Annotated in this window: 16 protein-coding genes; 14 read left to right on the top strand and 2 right to left on the bottom strand. The window is 65.2% G+C overall.

All coding sequences use genetic code 11. The annotated features are described in order from the left end of the window. The first annotated feature begins 4 nt into the window (after positions 1–4). On the top strand, positions 5–748 hold the full coding sequence (locus CVO77_RS01970; protein WP_106000571.1) for a CDP-alcohol phosphatidyltransferase family protein: 744 nt from the start codon (positions 5–7) through the stop codon (positions 746–748). Here CVO77_RS01970 and CVO77_RS01965 read toward each other — a convergent pair. Further along, complete coding sequence (locus CVO77_RS01965; RefSeq protein WP_106000572.1) at positions 732–992, bottom strand: hypothetical protein; 261 nt, start codon at positions 990–992, stop codon at positions 732–734. The two genes, CVO77_RS01970 and CVO77_RS01965, sit on opposite strands and share 17 nt — an antisense overlap. 793 nt (positions 993–1,785) lie before the next feature. Between CVO77_RS01965 and rpsB the strand changes: the two genes are divergently transcribed. From rpsB to rpmE, 12 genes are all read left to right on the top strand, one after another. Continuing rightward, positions 1,786–2,691, top strand: a complete 906-nt coding sequence (rpsB, locus tag CVO77_RS01960) for a 30S ribosomal protein S2 (RefSeq protein WP_105997651.1) — start codon at positions 1,786–1,788, stop codon at positions 2,689–2,691. A gap of 136 nt (positions 2,692–2,827) precedes the next feature. After that, positions 2,828–3,754: a translation elongation factor Ts gene (gene tsf / locus CVO77_RS01955; protein WP_105997650.1), complete on the top strand. Its 927-nt coding sequence runs from the start codon at positions 2,828–2,830 to the stop codon at positions 3,752–3,754. Positions 3,755–4,005: 251 nt separating this feature from the next. Next, entirely contained in the window at positions 4,006–4,728 is a 723-nt protein-coding gene (pyrH, locus tag CVO77_RS01950) for a UMP kinase (RefSeq protein WP_105997649.1), read from the top strand. A 47-nt stretch (positions 4,729–4,775) separates the two neighbouring features. Then, entirely contained in the window at positions 4,776–5,330 is a 555-nt protein-coding gene (gene frr / locus CVO77_RS01945; RefSeq protein WP_105997648.1) for a ribosome recycling factor, read from the top strand. Between the two features lie 164 nt (positions 5,331–5,494). Next, positions 5,495–6,181 carry a polyprenyl diphosphate synthase gene (gene uppS / locus CVO77_RS01940; protein WP_105997647.1) on the top strand — a complete coding sequence of 229 codons (687 nt, stop codon included), beginning with the start codon at positions 5,495–5,497 and terminating at the stop codon, positions 6,179–6,181. 92 nt (positions 6,182–6,273) lie between these two features. After that, the gene (locus CVO77_RS01935; RefSeq protein ID WP_105997646.1) at positions 6,274–6,954 is read left to right on the top strand and encodes a phosphatidate cytidylyltransferase; all 681 of its coding nucleotides are present in this window, start codon (positions 6,274–6,276) and stop codon (positions 6,952–6,954) included. A gap of 2 nt (positions 6,955–6,956) precedes the next feature. Continuing rightward, positions 6,957–8,117 (top strand): 1-deoxy-D-xylulose-5-phosphate reductoisomerase, encoded by a 1,161-nt coding sequence (locus CVO77_RS01930; protein WP_105997645.1) that lies wholly within the window; start codon positions 6,957–6,959, stop codon positions 8,115–8,117. A gap of 8 nt (positions 8,118–8,125) precedes the next feature. After that, positions 8,126–9,256: an RIP metalloprotease RseP gene (gene rseP, locus CVO77_RS01925; protein WP_106000570.1), complete on the top strand. Its 1,131-nt coding sequence runs from the start codon at positions 8,126–8,128 to the stop codon at positions 9,254–9,256. 71 nt (positions 9,257–9,327) lie between these two features. Then, entirely contained in the window at positions 9,328–12,027 is a 2,700-nt protein-coding gene (gene bamA / locus CVO77_RS01920; protein ID WP_105997644.1) for an outer membrane protein assembly factor BamA, read from the top strand. Continuing rightward, on the top strand, positions 12,027–12,695 hold the full coding sequence (locus CVO77_RS01915) for an OmpH family outer membrane protein (protein WP_105997643.1): 669 nt from the start codon (positions 12,027–12,029) through the stop codon (positions 12,693–12,695). Before bamA ends, CVO77_RS01915 begins: the two co-directional genes overlap by 1 nt. A gap of 5 nt (positions 12,696–12,700) precedes the next feature. Continuing rightward, positions 12,701–13,177 carry a 3-hydroxyacyl-ACP dehydratase FabZ gene (gene fabZ / locus CVO77_RS01910; protein WP_105997642.1) on the top strand — a complete coding sequence of 159 codons (477 nt, stop codon included), beginning with the start codon at positions 12,701–12,703 and terminating at the stop codon, positions 13,175–13,177. A gap of 206 nt (positions 13,178–13,383) precedes the next feature. Next, complete coding sequence (gene rpmE / locus CVO77_RS01900; RefSeq protein WP_105997641.1) at positions 13,384–13,611, top strand: 50S ribosomal protein L31; 228 nt, start codon at positions 13,384–13,386, stop codon at positions 13,609–13,611. A 32-nt stretch (positions 13,612–13,643) separates the two neighbouring features. Here the strand turns inward: rpmE and CVO77_RS01895 are convergent, their stop codons facing one another. Further along, positions 13,644–15,116 (bottom strand): glycerol kinase, encoded by a 1,473-nt coding sequence (locus tag CVO77_RS01895; RefSeq protein ID WP_105997640.1) that lies wholly within the window; start codon positions 15,114–15,116, stop codon positions 13,644–13,646. Positions 15,117–15,537: 421 nt separating this feature from the next. Between CVO77_RS01895 and CVO77_RS01890 the strand changes: the two genes are divergently transcribed. Continuing rightward, the gene (locus CVO77_RS01890) at positions 15,538–16,908 is read left to right on the top strand and encodes a DEAD/DEAH box helicase (RefSeq protein WP_105997639.1); all 1,371 of its coding nucleotides are present in this window, start codon (positions 15,538–15,540) and stop codon (positions 16,906–16,908) included. The last annotated feature ends 10 nt before the right edge of the window (positions 16,909–16,918 follow it).

The raw sequence follows: 16,918 nt of genomic DNA, 5'->3' as shown, positions 1-16,918 counted from the left end.
CGGAATCGACAGGCGCCGCGTCGGCGGGATACCGCTGCGCGCCTTCGCGCCCAATGCGATCACCGCGCTTGCGCTCTGTTTCGGGCTGACCGGGGTGCGCTTCGCGATCGGCGAGGAATGGGAAAAGGCGCTCGCGGCGGTAATCTTTGCCGGGGTACTCGACGGCATGGACGGGCGCATCGCTCGCCTGCTGCGCGCGCAAAGCAAGTTCGGCGCCGAGCTTGATTCGCTGTCCGACGTCATCGCCTTTGGCGTTGCGCCGGCGATGATCCTGTTTCTCTGGTCGCTGGCCGAGGCGCCTAAGTTCGGCTGGACCGCGGCGCTGGCGCTCGCGGTGTGCTGCGCGCTGCGCCTCGCGCGCTTCAATTCGCGGATGGATGCCGACAGCCAGCCGCACAAGGCGGCGGGCTTCATGACCGGCATTCCGGCCCCGGCCGGGGCGGGGCTGTCCTTCGTCCCCGTCTATCTGTGGCTGAGCACCGGCAACGACCTGTTCCGCGAATGGTATGTCGTCATGCCCTGGGCGCTCGGCGTCGCGATGCTGATGATTTCGGCTATCCCGACCTATGGTTGGTCGTCGATCCGCCTGCGCCGATCGTGGCGGTTGTTCGCGCTCGCGGGCGTCGGTCTGCTCGGCGCGGCGCTCGTCACCGCGCCGTGGCAGACCTTGCTCGCGGTCTGCGCCGTCTATGTGACTCTGCTGCCCTTCGGCATTGCAAGCTATGCCAGGGTCAGGCGGCGCGGCTGAACTGCGGCTGCGTGCGGACGGCGGCGCGAACCGGGCGCGGCGCGTCGCGGCGCTCGGGCGAACGGTGCAGCGTGACGACGGTCGATGCCGGGCCGGGTTGCGGCGCCGCTCCGGCTGGGAAGGCGCCTTCGCCCATCAAGGCCGAGAGAATTGCGGTCTCATTATTCTTCAGCATCGCAAGGATGACGGTCAGGCCGAGCCCGGCGGCGACGGCGAAGAGGAGAGCGGTGGCGACCTGAACCATGATCTTGTCCTTCCGGCTTCTGTGTGCGAAACCCGTGTCCATTGACGGTTTCCTTGCGCTCCTCGTTTCATGTTCATGTTTTGTTCTCAATGAGATTGCGATGAAAAGAGTGGTTTCGTCGATGAATCGAATGCGCGCGGGGCAGGGGGATGATCGAAGGTGCGTCGGCATTGGGGTGGAAATCTGCCCTGTCTTCATTCGTCATCGCGGCTTGGATCGGGGGGCTGGTCGGCGCAAGGAGCGCTTGGTCGTTTCCAAAGTTCAGGAAAGTTCAGCCTCTTGCAGCCCCGATCTGGGCTTTGAGGCGTGCTGAACGCGCCCAACGTGCCTCGCCGTGGCCGCGCCCGCAAGCCGGACCGCCATCGCCTTTATCCACCGAATGAAAGAGCCAGATAAAAGCTGGCATAGCCGGATAATGTAGGAAAGGCCTAATTTCTGCTTTGAGGTGGGAAGCGGCCTTTTAATGTCGTCATGCTGAACTTGTTTCAGCATCCATGGCCTGCGCTCGCGTCCTGCGCTGCGCCGAAGGAGACGGCGGGCCATGGACCCTGAAACAAGTTCAGGGTGACGATGAAAGAGATGGTGCCTTCCAGTCGACGTTAGCCATGTCATATCGCCCGCATCGAAGCCCGACCAGGCCAGCCCCGTTCCTCCTTCCCGCTTGCTTTTCCTCGCCAGCCCCGCTAACGGCCCGCCCATTCCACATGGAAGGCGCACATACCGGTGCCGGGTCCATCCCCCGCGGATGCCTCGGTTCTTGCCTTTCAGAGGACTAACCGGAAGGAGAAAGACTATGGCGGCCCCTGTCGTCACGATGCAGAATCTTATCGAAGCTGGCGCCCACTTCGGCCACCAGACCCACCGTTGGAACCCGCGCATGAAGCCGTATATTTTCGGCGCGCGCAACGGCATCCACATTCTCGACCTGTCGCAGACCGTGCCGCTTTTCGCGCGCGCGCTCGACTTCATCGCGTCGTCGTCGGCCGCCGGTGGCAAGGTGCTGTTCGTCGGCACCAAGCGCCAGGCGCAGGGTCCGATCGCCGATGCGGCCCGCGCCTCGGGCCAGCATTTCGTCAACCATCGCTGGCTGGGCGGCATGCTCACCAATTGGAAGACGATTTCGAACTCGATCAAGCGTTTGAAGACGCTTGAGGAACAGCTTTCGGGCGACACTTCGGGTCTCACCAAGAAGGAAGTGCTCAACCGCACCCGCGAACGCGACAAGCTTGAAATGTCGCTCGGCGGCATCCGCGACATGGGCGGCATTCCCGACGTGATGTTCGTGATCGACGCGAACAAGGAAGAGCTGGCGATCAAGGAAGCCAATGTCCTTGGCATCCCCGTCGTCGCGATCCTCGATTCGAACGTCTCGCCCGACGGCATCGCCTTCCCGGTTCCGGCGAACGATGACGCCGCGCGCGCCATCCGCCTCTATTGCGACGCGGTGGCCCAGGCGGCGACCCGTGGCGGCCAGCAGGCCCGCGCCGATCGCGGCGAAGACCTGGGCGCGGCGGTCGAACCCGTTGCCGAGCCGGTCCTGGTCGAAGAAACGGTCGCTCCGGTCGCTGAAGTGGCCCCGGTTGCCGATGAGGCCCCGGCGGTCGAAGCGGCTCCGGCTGCCGACGCTGCTCCGGTGACCGAGGACGAACAGGTTCCGGGCGAAGCCGCGGCCGAAACCGAACGTCAGAGCGACGCTTAATCCGCTCTCGTGGATGACGGGACGGCGCGGCAACAGCTTCGCGCCGTCCCTGTCATCGCATTGACTTGTCGCCCCGCCATGCGCGCGGGCGGACCGCGGGCCGAAACCGGCCTGCCCCTTTGGAAAGGATACTCCCATGGCTGAGATTACAGCCGCTCTCGTCAAGGAACTGCGCGACCGCACCGGCGCCGGCATGATGGACTGCAAAAGGGCGCTCGCCGAAAATGGCGGCGACATCGAAGCGTCGATCGACTGGCTGCGCACCAAGGGCCTTGCCGCCGCCGCCAAGAAGGCCGGCCGCATCGCCGCCGAAGGCCTTGTCGGCTTCGCGACCGACAGCACCAAGGGCGCGCTCGTCGAAGTGAACAGCGAAACCGATTTCGTCGGCAAGAACGAGCAGTTCCAGGCGTTCGTGCGCGACGTGACGCAGGTCGCGCTGGCCGGCAACATCACCGACATCGACGTGCTGAACGCCGCGACCTATCCGACCGGCGGCACCGTCGCCGAAAAGCTGACGAGCAATATCGCGACGATCGGTGAGAACCAGTCGCTGCGCCGCGCCGCGATCCTGTCGGTCGGCTCGGGTGTCGTCACCGGCTATGTCCACAACGCCACCGCCCCCGGCATGGGCAAGATCGGCGTGCTCGTCGCGCTCGAATCGACCGTCGGCGCCGACCTTCTCGAACCGCTGGGCAAGCAGCTCGCGATGCACGTCGCGGCCGCGAACCCGCTGGCGCTGAACGGCGACGACCTCGACGCCGATCTGGTCGCGCGCGAGCGCGCGATCGCCGAGGAAAAGGCCGCGCAGTCGGGCAAGCCCGCCGAGATCGTCGCCAAGATGGTCGACGGCTCGATCGCCAAGTTCCGCAAGGAAAACGCGCTGCTGTCGCAGCTCTTCGTGATGGACGGCAAGACCCCGGTCGCCGAAGTCGTCGCCGCCGCCGGCAAGGATGTCGGCGCCGCGATCACGCTCAAGGGCTTCGTCCGCTTCCAGCTCGGTGAAGGCATCGAGAAGGAAGAAAGCGATTTCGCGGCCGAAGTCGCGGCCGCTGCCGGCGTCTAAAAAACGGGCTGCCCTCCCTTCATCGTCACCCTGAACCCTTCGACAGGCTCAGGACAGGCTTGTTTCAGGGTCCATGGCCGATCCTCCCGGTCTTGCGCAGGTCCGGAAGGCGAAAGCCGGACCATGGATGCTGAAACAAGTTCGGCATGACGAAGTAAAGGGAAGCATGGCAGTCCGCTTGGCAATGGCGCGTGCCCGCTCTAGGGTGCGCGCCATTCGCATTTATCGAGTTTGCAAGAGGTTCCCCCGACATGGCTTTGCCCGGCATGAAACGCATATTGCTCAAACTGTCGGGCGAGGCGTTGATGGGCTCCACCCCCTTTGGCATCGACCCCGAAACGGTCGCGAGCATGGCGGCGGAGGTCAAGGAAGCACAGGATGGCGGGCTCGAAATCTGCCTCGTCATCGGCGGCGGCAACATCTTTCGCGGCATGGCGGGCGCCGCCAAGGGCATGGACCGCGCCCAGGCCGACTATATGGGGATGCTCGCGACGGTGATGAACGCGCTCGCGATGCAGAATGCGCTCGAACAGCTTGGCGTCCAGACGCGCGTCCAGTCGGCGATCGAGATGGACAAGGTGTGCGAGCCGGTGATCCGCCGCCGCGCCGAACGCCACCTCGAAAAAGGGCGCGTGGTGATTTTCGCGGCGGGCGTCGGTGCGCCTTATTTCACCACCGACAGCGGCGCCGCGCTGCGCGCCGCCGAGATGAAGTGCGACGCGCTGCTGAAAGGCACCAGCGTCGACGGCGTCTATAATGCCGACCCCAAGAAGGATTCGGGCGCGGTGCGCTATGACAGGTTGAGCTATGACCGCGTGCTCGCCGACAATCTGAAAGTGATGGATGCGAGCGCGGTGGCGCTGTGCCGCGACAATCATATCCCGATCGTCGTATTCAACATTCGCGAGGCCGGAAATCTGGCGCGGGTGCTGGCGGGCGAGGGTGTCGCCACCGTCGTCGGCGACGCCGACTAACGAATGACGCTCGGCGACATCGACTGAGATCAAGAGAGGAAAGACAGATGGCGAAATATGACAAGGCCGATCTCGAACGCCGGATGCACGGCGCGGTCGAATCGCTGAAGCACGACCTGGCGGGCCTGCGCACCGGCCGCGCCAACACGGCGCTGCTCGATCCGGTGACGGTCGAGGTCTATGGCAGCCAGATGCCGCTCAACCAACTCGCTTCGGTCAGCGTCCCCGAACCGCGCATGCTGACGGTGCAGGTGTGGGACAAGTCGAACGTCGGCCCGGTCGACAAGGCGATCCGTTCGGCGGGGCTTGGCCTCAACCCGATCGTCGATGGCCAGCTTCTGCGCCTGCCGATCCCCGAAATGACGCAGGAGCGCCGCAAGGATTTGTCGAAGCTCGCCGGTCAATATGCCGAAAAGGCGCGCGTCGCCGTCCGCAACGTCCGCCGCGACGGCATGGACAATCTGAAGACCGACGAGAATAAGAAGGAAATCAGCGAGGACGAGCGCAAGCGCTCCGAAACCGACGTCCAGAAGCTGACCGACGCGACGATCGCCGACATCGACGCGGCGGCAAGCGCGAAGGAAAAGGAAATTTTGGGCTAGTGCCTGTTCGCGATCTGCTTTTCCCAAAGAGGTCCGTATCCCCGAGCGAAGACGAGGGGCCATGCCGAGCGAAGTCGAGGCGCGGACTAGGCGCGGGTTCTCGCTTCGCTCGAACGAGCCCCTCGTCTTCGCTCGGGGATACGGCTTGTTGATAGGGTCGGTCTGTGTCTGAAAGCCATCACGGCGCGCGCCATGTCGCCATCATCATGGACGGCAACGGCCGCTGGGCCAAGAAGCGCTTTCTGCCGCGCGTCGCCGGGCACAAGGCGGGGGTCGAGGCGGTGCGCACGATCGTCCGCGCGGCGGGCGACCTCGGCATCGAGGCGATGACGCTTTACGCCTTTTCGTCCGAAAACTGGAAACGGCCCGAGGAAGAGGTCAGCGACCTGATGGGGCTGATGAAGCGCTTCATCCTGTCCGACCTCGACGAATTCGCCGCAAATGACGTGCGGCTGAAAGTGATCGGCAATTGGCGCGCGCTCGCGCCCGATGTCGTCGCTCTGATCGAAAATGCGCTCGACCGCACCGCCGCGAACCGCCGCACGACGCTGGCGGTCGCGCTCAACTATGGCGCGCAGGACGAACTGGTGCGCGCGGCCACCGCGGCGGCGGCGGCGGGGGCGATCACGGCCGAGGCGATCGAGGCGCATCTCGATACCGCCGACCTGCCGCCGCTCGACCTGCTCATCCGCACCTCGGGCGAAGTGCGATTGTCGAACTTTCTGCTCTGGCAGTCGGCCTATGCCGAGCTGTATTTCACCGACACGCTGTGGCCCGATTTCGCGCCCGCCGACCTGAAGGCGGCGCTCGATCATTTTGCGCGGCGCGAGCGCCGTTATGGGGGGCTATGAAGCGTGTCGAGCGACGCTTGGTCTCAAATCATCTATTATTCCCCCGCCTTCGCGGGGGCACGCGGCTCATTGAAGTGGAGAGTTTCTAGACCATGACGGCAGCGTCAACAAAATCCGACCTTTGGACCCGTGTGGGATCGGCGATCGTCCTGTTCGCGATCGCGGGCACGGCGCTGTGGTTCGGGGGCATCGCCTTTGGGCTGTTGCTGCTCGTCGGCGGCGCATTGGTCGTGGTCGAATGGCTCAGCCTCGTCCGGGCCATGCGGCTGGGCGGCGGCGCGAAGGCCGCGCTGACGCTGCTGGGACCGGTCGCGATCCTCGGCGCGATGGCGGGGCTGTGGTTCATTCGCGACCATCTGGGCATGACCGCGGCGCTGTGGGTGTTCGGCATGGTGTGGGCGACCGATATCGGCGCCTATTTCGCCGGCCGCGCCTTTGGCGGCGCGCGCCTCGCGCCCGCGATCAGCCCGTCGAAAACCTGGTCGGGGCTGATCGGCGGCATGGTCGCGGCGCTGATCGCCAGCGCGACGATCGGCGACCGCGCGGGCATCGTCGGCGTGCCGCTGTGGATCGGCCTGTTCATGGGGTTGCTCGCGCAGCTTGGCGACCTGGGTGAAAGCTGGATGAAGCGCCGCGCCGGGGTCAAGGATTCGGGCAGGCTGATCCCCGGTCACGGCGGGCTGTTCGACCGCGTCGACGGGCTGCTGCCGGTTGCGCTGCTGCTCGGCGCGCTTGCCTTTGCCGGCGCCATCGCCGTGCGGGCGGTCGGCTGACCATGCGCCGCCTCTCGCTGTTCGGTGCGACGGGATCGGTCGGGCAATCGACCCTCGACCTCGTGCGCCGCGACGGCGAAGCCTGGCGGGTCGGCGTGCTGACCGCGAACAGCGACGTCGGCGAGCTGGCGAAGCTGGCTCTGGAGTTTCACCCCGAACTCGTCGTGATCGCCGACGAGGCGCGCCATGCCGCGCTCAGCGACGCGCTGGCGGGCACGCAGATCGAGGTGGCGGCGGGCGCGGAAGCGCTGGTCGCGGCGGCGCAGCATCCGACCGACCTCGTCATGGCGGCGATCGTCGGCACCGCCGGGCTTGCGCCGACGATGGCAGCGCTCGAGGCGGGCACCGACGTCGCGCTCGCCAACAAGGAAGCGCTGGTTTCGGCGGGCGAACTGATGACCGCGGCGGCGCGCCGGTCGGGCGCGACGATCCTGCCGGTCGACAGCGAGCATAATGCGATCTTTCAGTGCCTTGCGGGCGGGCGCATCGATCAGGTGCGGCGGATCATCCTGACCGCCAGCGGCGGGCCGTTCCGCACGATGAGCGCCGCCGACATGGCGCGCGTCACCCCCGCGCAGGCGGTCGCGCATCCCAACTGGTCGATGGGCGCGAAAATCAGCGTCGATTCGGCGACGATGATGAACAAGGGGCTCGAACTGATCGAGGCGCATCATCTGTTCCCCGTCGGGCTCGACCGCATCGAGATATTGGTCCACCCGCAGTCGGTGATCCACAGCCTGGTCGAATATATCGACTGCTCGACCCTCGCGCAGCTCGGCTCGCCCGACATGCGGATTCCGATCAGCAGCGCGCTCGCCTGGCCGCAGCGGATGGCGACGCCGTGCGCGCCGCTCGACCTGGCATCGATCGCGCGGCTCGACTTCGAGGCGCCCGACGAGGCGCGCTTTCCCGCCACCGCGCTCTGCCGCGCCGCGATCGCCGAGGGCGGCGCGCGCCCGGCGCAGCTCAACGCCGCCAACGAGGTGGCGGTCGCCGCTTTCCTGGCGGGGCGCATCAGTTTTCCGGCGATCGTCGACACGGTGCGCCGCGTGATCGATGCCGCAGCGCCCGCCGCGCCCGCATCGCTTCACGACATATTCAGCGTCGATGCCGCATCGCGCGCGGCCGCGCAGCATTTTGTGGACCAATATGAACATGCCTGACTATGAACATGCTTGACGTACCGCTTTGGCTCTATCCGATCGCGTTTCTCGCGGTGCTGGGGCCGCTCGTGTTTGTGCACGAATATGGGCATTACATCGTCGGCCGCTGGTGCGGGGTGAAGGCCGATACCTTCTCGATCGGTTTCGGCCGCAAGATCCTCGGCTGGACCGACAAGCGCGGCACCGAATGGAAGATCGGCTGGCTGCCGCTCGGCGGCTATGTCCAGTTCGCGGGCGACCGCGATGCGGTGAGCCAGCCCGATGCCAATTGGCAGGCGCTGCCTTCTGCCGAAAAATCGCACACTTTTCCCGCGCAGCCGGTGTGGAAACGCGCGCTGATCGTCGTCGCGGGACCGGCGACCAATTTCCTGTTCGCGATTTTGATCCTTGCCGGTTTTGCGTGGATCGGCGGGCAGGCGGTGACGCCGCCCGTGGTCGGAGGGGTCGAAGCCGGATCGTCGGCTGCCACCGCGGGCCTCAGGGCCGGCGACCGGATCGTGTCGATCAACGGGCGGGAGATCGAGGTGTTTGGCGACCTCCGCATGGCGGTCGAACATCGTCCCGGCGAGAGGCTCGAGGTCCGCGTTGCGCACGACGGGCAGGATCGATTGGTCGAACTGACTCCGCGCCTGGTGCGCGAGAAGGACCCCTTCGGCAAGGAATATACCCGCGCCATCGTCGGCATCGCGCCGCCGCCGCCGCAAGTGCAATCGGTGCCGCTATGGGAAGCTCCGCTGGTCGGAATCAACCAGACGTGGCAGATTATCCGCCAGACGGGCGAAGTTCTGAGCCAGTTCGTCACCGGACGCCGGTCGATCAAGGACATGAACGGCCCGGTCAAGATCGCGGAATTCTCCGGCAAGGCGGCGACAATGGGCTTGGCGACGCTGATTGGCTTCGTCGCGCTCATTTCCATCAATCTGGGGTTCATCAACCTCTTGCCATTGCCGATGCTCGATGGCGGTCATCTGGCCTTTTACGCCTATGAAGCGATCCGGCGCCGTCCTGCCCCCGCCGAGGCGCAGGAATGGGCGTTCCGATTCGGTTTTTTGGCGATCGTGACGCTGATGCTGGTCGTGACTTTCAACGATTTGGGCTCAATCGGGGTCTGGGACCGGATCGCGCGCTTGATTGGATAAGCGGACTGGGGCAGGAGTGCGCGCGGACCCGTGGGCAAGCGGATTCGTCGCTTTTGAGTTATTTTTGCGGGATGAACAGCGTGGCTTCACAGAAAATCCGGGCGCGGACCCAGCTATCGGCGCTCCTTATGGCGGGAACCATGCTCGCATGGCCGGCAGCGGCGCTCCAGGCACAGGAAGCCGCAGCGCCCCCAACTCCCGCGCCGAACGTTCCTGCGCCCAACGTGCCCGCACCCCCGAAGGAGGCCGTCCCGACCGCCTCGACGGTGAAGTCGATCACCGTCACCGGCAACCAGCGGCTCGAGGCGCAGACGATCCTGTCCTATCTGCGCCTGCGCGTCGGCCAATCCTATACCCGCGCGACGCTGGACCAGGCGCTCAAGGATCTTGCGGCGACCGAATTGTTCAAGGATTATCAGATCAGCGACGACGATGGCGCGCTGACGATTCAGGTCGCCGAAAATCCGGTGATCAACCGCGTGATCCTGGAGGGCAACAAGCGCCTGAAGGAAGACAAGATCCGGCCCGAGATCAAGCTCGCGCCGCGCCAGATCTTCACCCGTTCGAAAGTGCGCGCCGACGTCGCGCGCATCATCGAGCTTTACAAGCGGCAGGGCCGGTTCGCCGCGACCGTCGATCCCAAGATGGTCTCGCTCGACCAGAACCGCGTCGATGTGGTGTTCGAGATCAACGAAGGGCCGAAATCGAAGGTCCGCCAGATCAACATCATCGGCAACGACAAGTTCAGCGATGGCGACCTCAAGGACGAGATGGCGACCAAGGAGTCGGGCCTGCTGACCATCCTGTCGTCGAATACCAGCTACGATCCCGACCGCTTGGCCTATGACCAGCAGAAGCTGCGCCTGTTCTATTTGCAGAACGGCTATGCCGATTTCCGCGTCATTTCCGCGGTTGCCGAGCTGACGAGCAACAAGCAGGACTTTATCATCACCTATGTCGTCGAGGAGGGCGAGCGCTACAAGTTCGGCGACGTCAGCGTGAAGAGCGAGCTGCGCGACTTCAAGCCCGAGATGCTGCAAAAGCTGCTGCCGATGAAGACCGGCGACTGGTATAATGCCAAGCAGGTCGAGGATACGGTTGAAAGCCTGAGCGAAACCGCCGGCCTGTTCGGCTACGCCTTTGCCGACATCAATCCCGAATTCCACCGCAATGCCGAAACGCGGACGATGGACATCTCGTTCGACGTCGGCGAAAGCCCGCGTACTTATGTGGAGCGCATCGACGTCAACGGCAACACGCTGACCCACGACAAGGTGGTGCGCCGCGAATTCCGCCTGAACGAAGGCGATGCCTTCAACAGCTTCGGCGTCAAGCGCACCGAAAACCGCCTCAACAGCCTTGGCTATTTCCAGGAAAATATGGAAATCGACCGCAAGGAAGGCTCGACCCCCGATCGCATCATCCTGGAGACCAATGTCGAGGAAAAGCCGACGGGCGAGTTGTCGCTGTCGGCCGGTTTCTCGTCGATCGAGAATTTCCTGCTCCAGGGTTCGATCCGCCAGCGCAACTTCCGCGGCCTTGGCCAGCAGCTTCAGGCGTCGGTCAATTATTCGAGCTATTCCAAATCGGTAGAGCTCGGCTTTACCGAACCCTATTTGTTCGATCGCAATATCTCGATCGGCGGCAGCGTCTATCGCCGCGACCTCAATTCGTTCAACTTCATCAACAACGACCGCCGGACCACGTTCCAGCAGACGACGACCGGCGCCCAGATCAACGTCGGTGTCCCGCTGACCGAATTCATGTCCTTTTTCGGTCGCTACACGATCAATTTCGACGATGTGTCGCTCGACAAGAATCTCTATTATTTCGGCGGCCAGTGCGACCCGCTCGTCGCCGGCCGCTATCTGTGCGACGCGATCGGCAAGCGCACGACTTCGCTGCTTGGTTATACGCTCGCCTATGACGACCGCGACAACCGCCTGCGCCCGACGCGCGGCCAGTCGCTCTCGCTCAGTCAGGATTTCGCCGGGCTGGGCGGCAGCGTGAAATATGCCCGCACCCGCCTCCAGGGCAGCAAGCATTTCAACCTCGGCAACCGGTTCATCCTCAATGTCTCGGCCGAGGGCGGCTATATCTATCCGTTCGGCGGGCGCCCGACCCCGACGAGCGACAAGGTGCGGCTGGTCGACCGCTTCCAGCTCGGCGAACCGCAGATGCGCGGATTCGACATTCGCGGCATCGGCCCGCGCGTCATCCGCTTCACCGACGTCAACCTCGACGATCCGACGAATCCGGTGCTCAACGCCGATCTCAAGAACCGCAACAATCTGATCGACGATGCGCTCGGCGGGCGCGCTTATTATCAGGGCCGGCTCGAGATGGACATTCCGCTCGGCACCGGCGCCAAGGAACTCGGCCTGCGCCCGTCGATCTTCGTCGATGTCGGTTCGGTGTGGAGCGTGAAGCGCCCGACGCTGACCACGCTCGGCGATTTCAAGGATCCGCTGGACGGCCTGACCAAATATAAGTGCCGCAACGCGACGACCGGCGATACGAAATTCGCGACGCTGACCACCGGCAGCACGACGCTCTATTCGACCTGCGACACCGCCGGCGGCTATTCCTCGCTCGCCCCGTTCGAGGAACGCTTCTATGGCGATAGCTGGATGCCGCGCGTCGCGATCGGCGCGGGCGTCAACTGGAACTCTCCCTTCGGCCCCTTCCGGATCGATTTCGCTTATGCCCTCCGCAAAGAAGAGGGTGACGATACCAAACGCTTCTCATTCAACGTAGGAACCCAATTCTGATGAAGAAAATCCTCACCGCTTCGGCGCTTGCCATCGCCGCGCTGTCGGTTTCGCCCATGTTCGCTGCGCCCGCCGCCGCGCAGGCCCGCGCGATCGCGGTCGCCGACGTCCGCGCCGCGGCCAGCAAGTCGACCGCGTTCACGACGGCTTCGCAGCAGATCCAGACGACCTACAAGGCGCAGCTCGACCAGCAGGAAACCCGCGGCCAGACGCTGCAGGCCGAAATGAACGTCCTGATCGCCAAATATAATGAAGAGGCGAAGAAGACTCCGCAGAACCAGACCGCGTTGCAGGCGGCGGCCAAGGCCGTGCAGGACAAGCGCCAGGCCGCTCAGGAAGAGCTCGGGCGGATCGGCGCGCCGGTCGAACTCGCGCTCGCCTATGTCGAGGACCAGATCAGCGTTCGCATGAACGAAGCGGTCAAGGCCGCGATGACCGCGCGCAAGATCGATCTGTTGCTTCAGCCCGACGCGGTGCTGGCGCGCGAGAATAATGTCGACATCACCGACGCGGTGGTCGCCGAACTCAACAAGATCCTGCCGAACGTGACGATCACGCCGCCGGCCGGCTACAAGCCCGGCCAGCTCGTCCAGCAGCACAACCAGCAGCTGATGGACGCGGCCCGCGCCGCACAGCCGGCCGCCGGCACTCCGCCGACGACGCGCTAAGCCGCATGGCCGACGGGGAAAAGGGTGAAGCTCTGGGTCCGGTGGATATCCGCCGGATTCTCAGCCTGTTGCCGCATCGTTATCCGATGCTGCTCGTCGACCGGGTGGAATCGATGGTCAAGGACACCTCGATCCACGCGGTCAAGGCGGTGACGATGAACGAGCCTTTTTTTCAGGGCCATTTCCCCGGCCGGCCGATCATGCCCGGCGTCCTCATCGTCGAGGCGCTGGCGCAGGCGGGCGGCATCCTGGCGATCGAATCGCTCGGCCTCGCGGGTTCGGGCAAGCTCGTCTATTTCATGGGCATCGACGGAGTGAAGTTCCGCAAGCCCGTGGAACCCGGCCATCTGCTCGACCTGCACGTCACCATCCTTCAGGCGAAGCGGACCATCTGCAAGTTCGAGGGACGGGCGATGCTGGGCGATCAATTGGCGACCGAATGCCAGTTCACCGCGATGATCGCCGATCCGCCGAGCGACTGAGGCTCCCTTTCTTTCGTCATCCCGGCGAAGGCCGGGATCTCGCCCTCGCATTCTTACGCACCGGCGAGATCCCGGCCTTCGCCGGGATGACGATGTTGGAGCAGGTGTTGCATTTCCCCCCATTGCCCCCTAAAGGCGCGGGCTTCGCGCCCCCGGGCGCATCGTCTCACGCGGCTGGTCGGAAACCAGCGGCACAGGAGCTGAACATGAAAAAAGACATTCATCCCGCCTACCACATGATCACGGTCAAGATGACCGATGGCACCGAATATCAGACGCGCTCGACCTGGGGCAAAGAGGGCGACGTGATGACGCTCGAAATCGACCCGACCGCGCATCCGGCCTGGACCGGCGGCCATGGACGCATGCTCGACGCAGCGGGTCAGGTTGCCAAGTTCAACAAGCGTTTCGGTGGGCTGACCCTCAAGCGCTAAGATGCGGCGCCCCGCCTTCGCGGGGGCGACGGTTATGCCAAGACCTTTGCAAGCGCGCTTTGCCACCCGGCGAGGCGCGTTTTGCGTTTGTCGGCGCCGAGCGCGGGCGTGAAGCGCGTCGCAGTGCCGCGCATCGCGGCGGCGGCGCTCGCGAGGTCGGGGTAGAGGCCGGCGCCGGTCGCGGCGAGCATCGCGGCGCCGAGCGCGGTGCTTTCGACGAAGTCGGGGCGCTCGACCGTAATGTCCAGCATGTCGGCAAGATCCTGCGCCATCCAGTCGTTCGCGGCCATGCCGCCGTCGATGCGGACCTCTGCCCAGTCGACTCCGTCGGCGGCAAAAGCCGATTTCAGGTCGTGCGCCTGATAGGCCTGCGCCTCGAGCGCGGCGCGCGCGACATGCGCCTTGGTGCTGGCGAAGCTCAGTCCCGACAGCGCCGCGCGCGCGTCGGGTCGCCAGTGCGGCGCGCCGAGACCGGCGAGGGCAGGGACCAGATAAACCCCGCCATTGTCGGCGACCGACCGCGCGAGCCCTTCGCTCTCGCCCGCGCTCGCAAGCAGGCCGAGCCCGTCGCGCAGCCATTGGATCAGGCTGCCCGCGACGAACACCGACCCTTCGAGCGCAAAGGAGCGGACGTCGCCTTCCTGGACGAGGATCGTCGCGAGCAGGCGGTTCGTCGAATGCGGCCGCGTCGTGCCGCTGGCCGACAGGATGAAGGCGCCGGTGCCGAAGGTCGCCTTGGTTTGCCCCGGCGTCAGGCAGGCTTGGCCGATCGTCGCCGCCTGCTGGTCGCCCGCCATGCCGGTTATCGGGATCGCGCCGCCGAACAGCGCAGGATCGGTGGTCCCGACGGTGGTGGTGCAGCCGGTGATTTCGGGCAGTAACGTCCCCGGCACGCCGAGCAGGTCGCACAATTCCTCGTCCCAGCCGCGCCGATCGTCCAAATTCATCAACAGGGTGCGTGAGGCGTTGCTGGCGTCGGTGACGTGCACCCCACCGGTCAGCCGATAGACGAGATAGGATTCGATCGTCCCGACTGCGAGTCGGTCGCCCGCTTCCTTGAGCTGCGGCCAATGGGCGAGCGCCCAGCCGATCTTGGTACCGGAGAAATAGGGGTCGAGCAGCAGGCCGCTTTTCGCCTGCACCATTGGTTCGTGACCCGCTTCCTTGAGCGCGGCGCAGTCGGCGGCCGAGCGCCGGTCCTGCCAGACGATCGCGGGGGCGAGCGGTTCGCCGGTCGCGCGGTCCCAGAAAACCACGGTCTCACGCTGGTTGGTGATCCCGATCGCGGCGACCGCGCTGGCGCCGCCCGCCCGCGCGACCATCTCGCGCGTGCAGGCCAGAGTCGCCTCCCAGATTTCGGCGGCGTCATGCTCGACGAGACCAGGACCGGGATAATGCTGGTGAAACTCGCGCTGCGCGCTGCCGAGAGGGGTGCCGCCCGCGTCGAACAGCATCGTGCGGGTCGAGGTGGTGCCTTCGTCGATGACGATGATCTTTTCGGCCAATGCACGTCCCCCAAATCTTTGATGTCGAGCGTGCCAAAGACTGTGAGGCAGGACAAGATGTTCACGCGGAGACGCGGAGAAAAGGGAGAAGACATATTGGCGGCTTCGCTGCCCCTTTCTCGCTTCCTCTGCATTCTCTGCGCCTCTGCGCGAATCCCTTTTTCCTCTCTTGAAACGGCCACGCAATTATCTTGCAAAACCGCGCAACCCGTGCCATATATGGTGCAGCGCAGCATGGCGGGCCAATCCGCCGTAACCACCGGCAGCGTGATTTTCCCGCCCAAGACAGGCGCGGGCGAGCCGGACCGGCGCTTTGTCCCCAGAGGCACCCTTTCACGCGGGTCGTTTCGAACCCGCGGCTCGTGCGCCGTCCGTTCGATGCGAACGGATGCGCTTGCGCGTCGCCCTATGTGAGTATTTTATGACGACTTTCAACGACTTTGGCCTGCACGCCGACATCAATCGCGCGCTGGCCGCCAAGGATTATACCGTCCCGACCCCGATTCAGGTGCAGGCGATCCCGCCGCTGATGAAGGGCCGCGACCTGTGCGGCATCGCGCAGACCGGCACCGGCAAGACCGCGGGTTTTGCGCTGCCTTCGATCCACCATCTTTTGACCTATCCGCATCGCGCGACGCCGCGCGGTTGCCGGATGCTCGTGCTGGCGCCGACCCGCGAGCTCGCCGCGCAGATCGCGCAGAGCTGCCGCGACTATGGTCGCTTTACCAAGCTCAGCGTCTCGACCGTTTTTGGCGGCGTGCCGATCAACAAGCAGATCCGCGAGCTTTCGCAGGGCGTCGACATTCTCGTCGCCACGCCCGGCCGCCTGCTCGACCTGATCGACCAGCGCGCGCTGCGCCTCGACGACGTCGAAATCTTCGTTCTCGACGAAGCCGACCAGATGATGGACATGGGCTTCATCCACTCGCTGCGCCGCGTCGCCAAGCTGCTGCCCTCGCGCCGCCAGAATCTGTTCTTCTCGGCGACGATGCCCAAGGAAATCGCCGGGCTGGCCGACCAGTTCCTCAACGATCCGGTCACCGTGTCGGTCGCGCCGCAGGCGACGACCGCCGAAAAGGTCCGCCAGCAGGTGACCTTCGTCGAGCAGAAGGAAAAGCAGGCGCTGCTCCACCATGTGCTGAAGGGCGAGGAGATCGACCGCGCGCTCATCTTCACGCGCACCAAGCATGGCGCCGACCGCGTCGTCCGCCATCTGGCGGGCGCGGGCATCCAGGCCTTCGCGATCCACGGCAACAAGAGCCAGGCACAGCGCACGACCGCGCTTCAGGCCTTTCGCTCGGGGCAGGTGCGCCTGCTCGTCGCGACCGACATCGCGGCGCGCGGGATCGACGTCAGCGGCGTCAGCCATGTGATCAACTTCGAGATCCCGAACGTCCCCGAACAATATGTCCACCGCATCGGCCGCACCGCGCGCGCGGGGGCGGAAGGCATCGCGATCAGCTTCGTCGCTCCCGACGAGAAGACCTATTTGCGCGATATCGAACGGGTGACGCGCACGAAGGCCGAGCCGGTCAAGCTGCCCGACGATTTCAACGAGATGGTGCGCAGCCTGCCCAAGCCGGTGCAGGCGCCGCGCAACACCGGCGGCAAGGGCCGTGACCCGCAGCGCCAGCGCGAGGATGCGCAGCGCCGCAAGGGCGAGAATCCGAACCGTGGCCCGCGCCGCGAAGCGCCCGCGGGCGATGGCGCGCAGCCGCAGAGCAAGCGCCGCTTTCGCCCGCGTCGCAGCGGCGTCGGCGCGCACAAGGGGGCGGTGACCCGCGTCGGTTGATGGATCGCGC

This window comes from Sphingopyxis lindanitolerans (genome assembly GCF_002993885.1).
In the GTDB taxonomy this organism is placed as follows: Bacteria; Pseudomonadota; Alphaproteobacteria; order Sphingomonadales; family Sphingomonadaceae; genus Sphingopyxis; species Sphingopyxis lindanitolerans.
Note: the sequence above shows the minus strand (reverse complement) of the source record. Positions and strands in the feature narration are given on the sequence as shown.

Coding starts and splice junctions, on each gene's coding strand:
- CVO77_RS01965 (WP_106000572.1), bottom strand. CDS start 992: ATGGTTCAGGTCGCCACCGCTCTCCTCTTCGCCGTCGCCGCCGGGCTC.
- rpsB (WP_105997651.1), top strand. CDS start 1,786: ATGGCGGCCCCTGTCGTCACGATGCAGAATCTTATCGAAGCTGGCGCC.
- tsf (WP_105997650.1), top strand. CDS start 2,828: ATGGCTGAGATTACAGCCGCTCTCGTCAAGGAACTGCGCGACCGCACC.
- pyrH (WP_105997649.1), top strand. CDS start 4,006: ATGGCTTTGCCCGGCATGAAACGCATATTGCTCAAACTGTCGGGCGAG.
- frr (WP_105997648.1), top strand. CDS start 4,776: ATGGCGAAATATGACAAGGCCGATCTCGAACGCCGGATGCACGGCGCG.
- CVO77_RS01935 (WP_105997646.1), top strand. CDS start 6,274: ATGACGGCAGCGTCAACAAAATCCGACCTTTGGACCCGTGTGGGATCG.
- CVO77_RS01930 (WP_105997645.1), top strand. CDS start 6,957: ATGCGCCGCCTCTCGCTGTTCGGTGCGACGGGATCGGTCGGGCAATCG.
- rseP (WP_106000570.1), top strand. CDS start 8,126: ATGCTTGACGTACCGCTTTGGCTCTATCCGATCGCGTTTCTCGCGGTG.
- bamA (WP_105997644.1), top strand. CDS start 9,328: ATGAACAGCGTGGCTTCACAGAAAATCCGGGCGCGGACCCAGCTATCG.
- CVO77_RS01915 (WP_105997643.1), top strand. CDS start 12,027: ATGAAGAAAATCCTCACCGCTTCGGCGCTTGCCATCGCCGCGCTGTCG.
- fabZ (WP_105997642.1), top strand. CDS start 12,701: ATGGCCGACGGGGAAAAGGGTGAAGCTCTGGGTCCGGTGGATATCCGC.
- rpmE (WP_105997641.1), top strand. CDS start 13,384: ATGAAAAAAGACATTCATCCCGCCTACCACATGATCACGGTCAAGATG.
- CVO77_RS01890 (WP_105997639.1), top strand. CDS start 15,538: ATGACGACTTTCAACGACTTTGGCCTGCACGCCGACATCAATCGCGCG.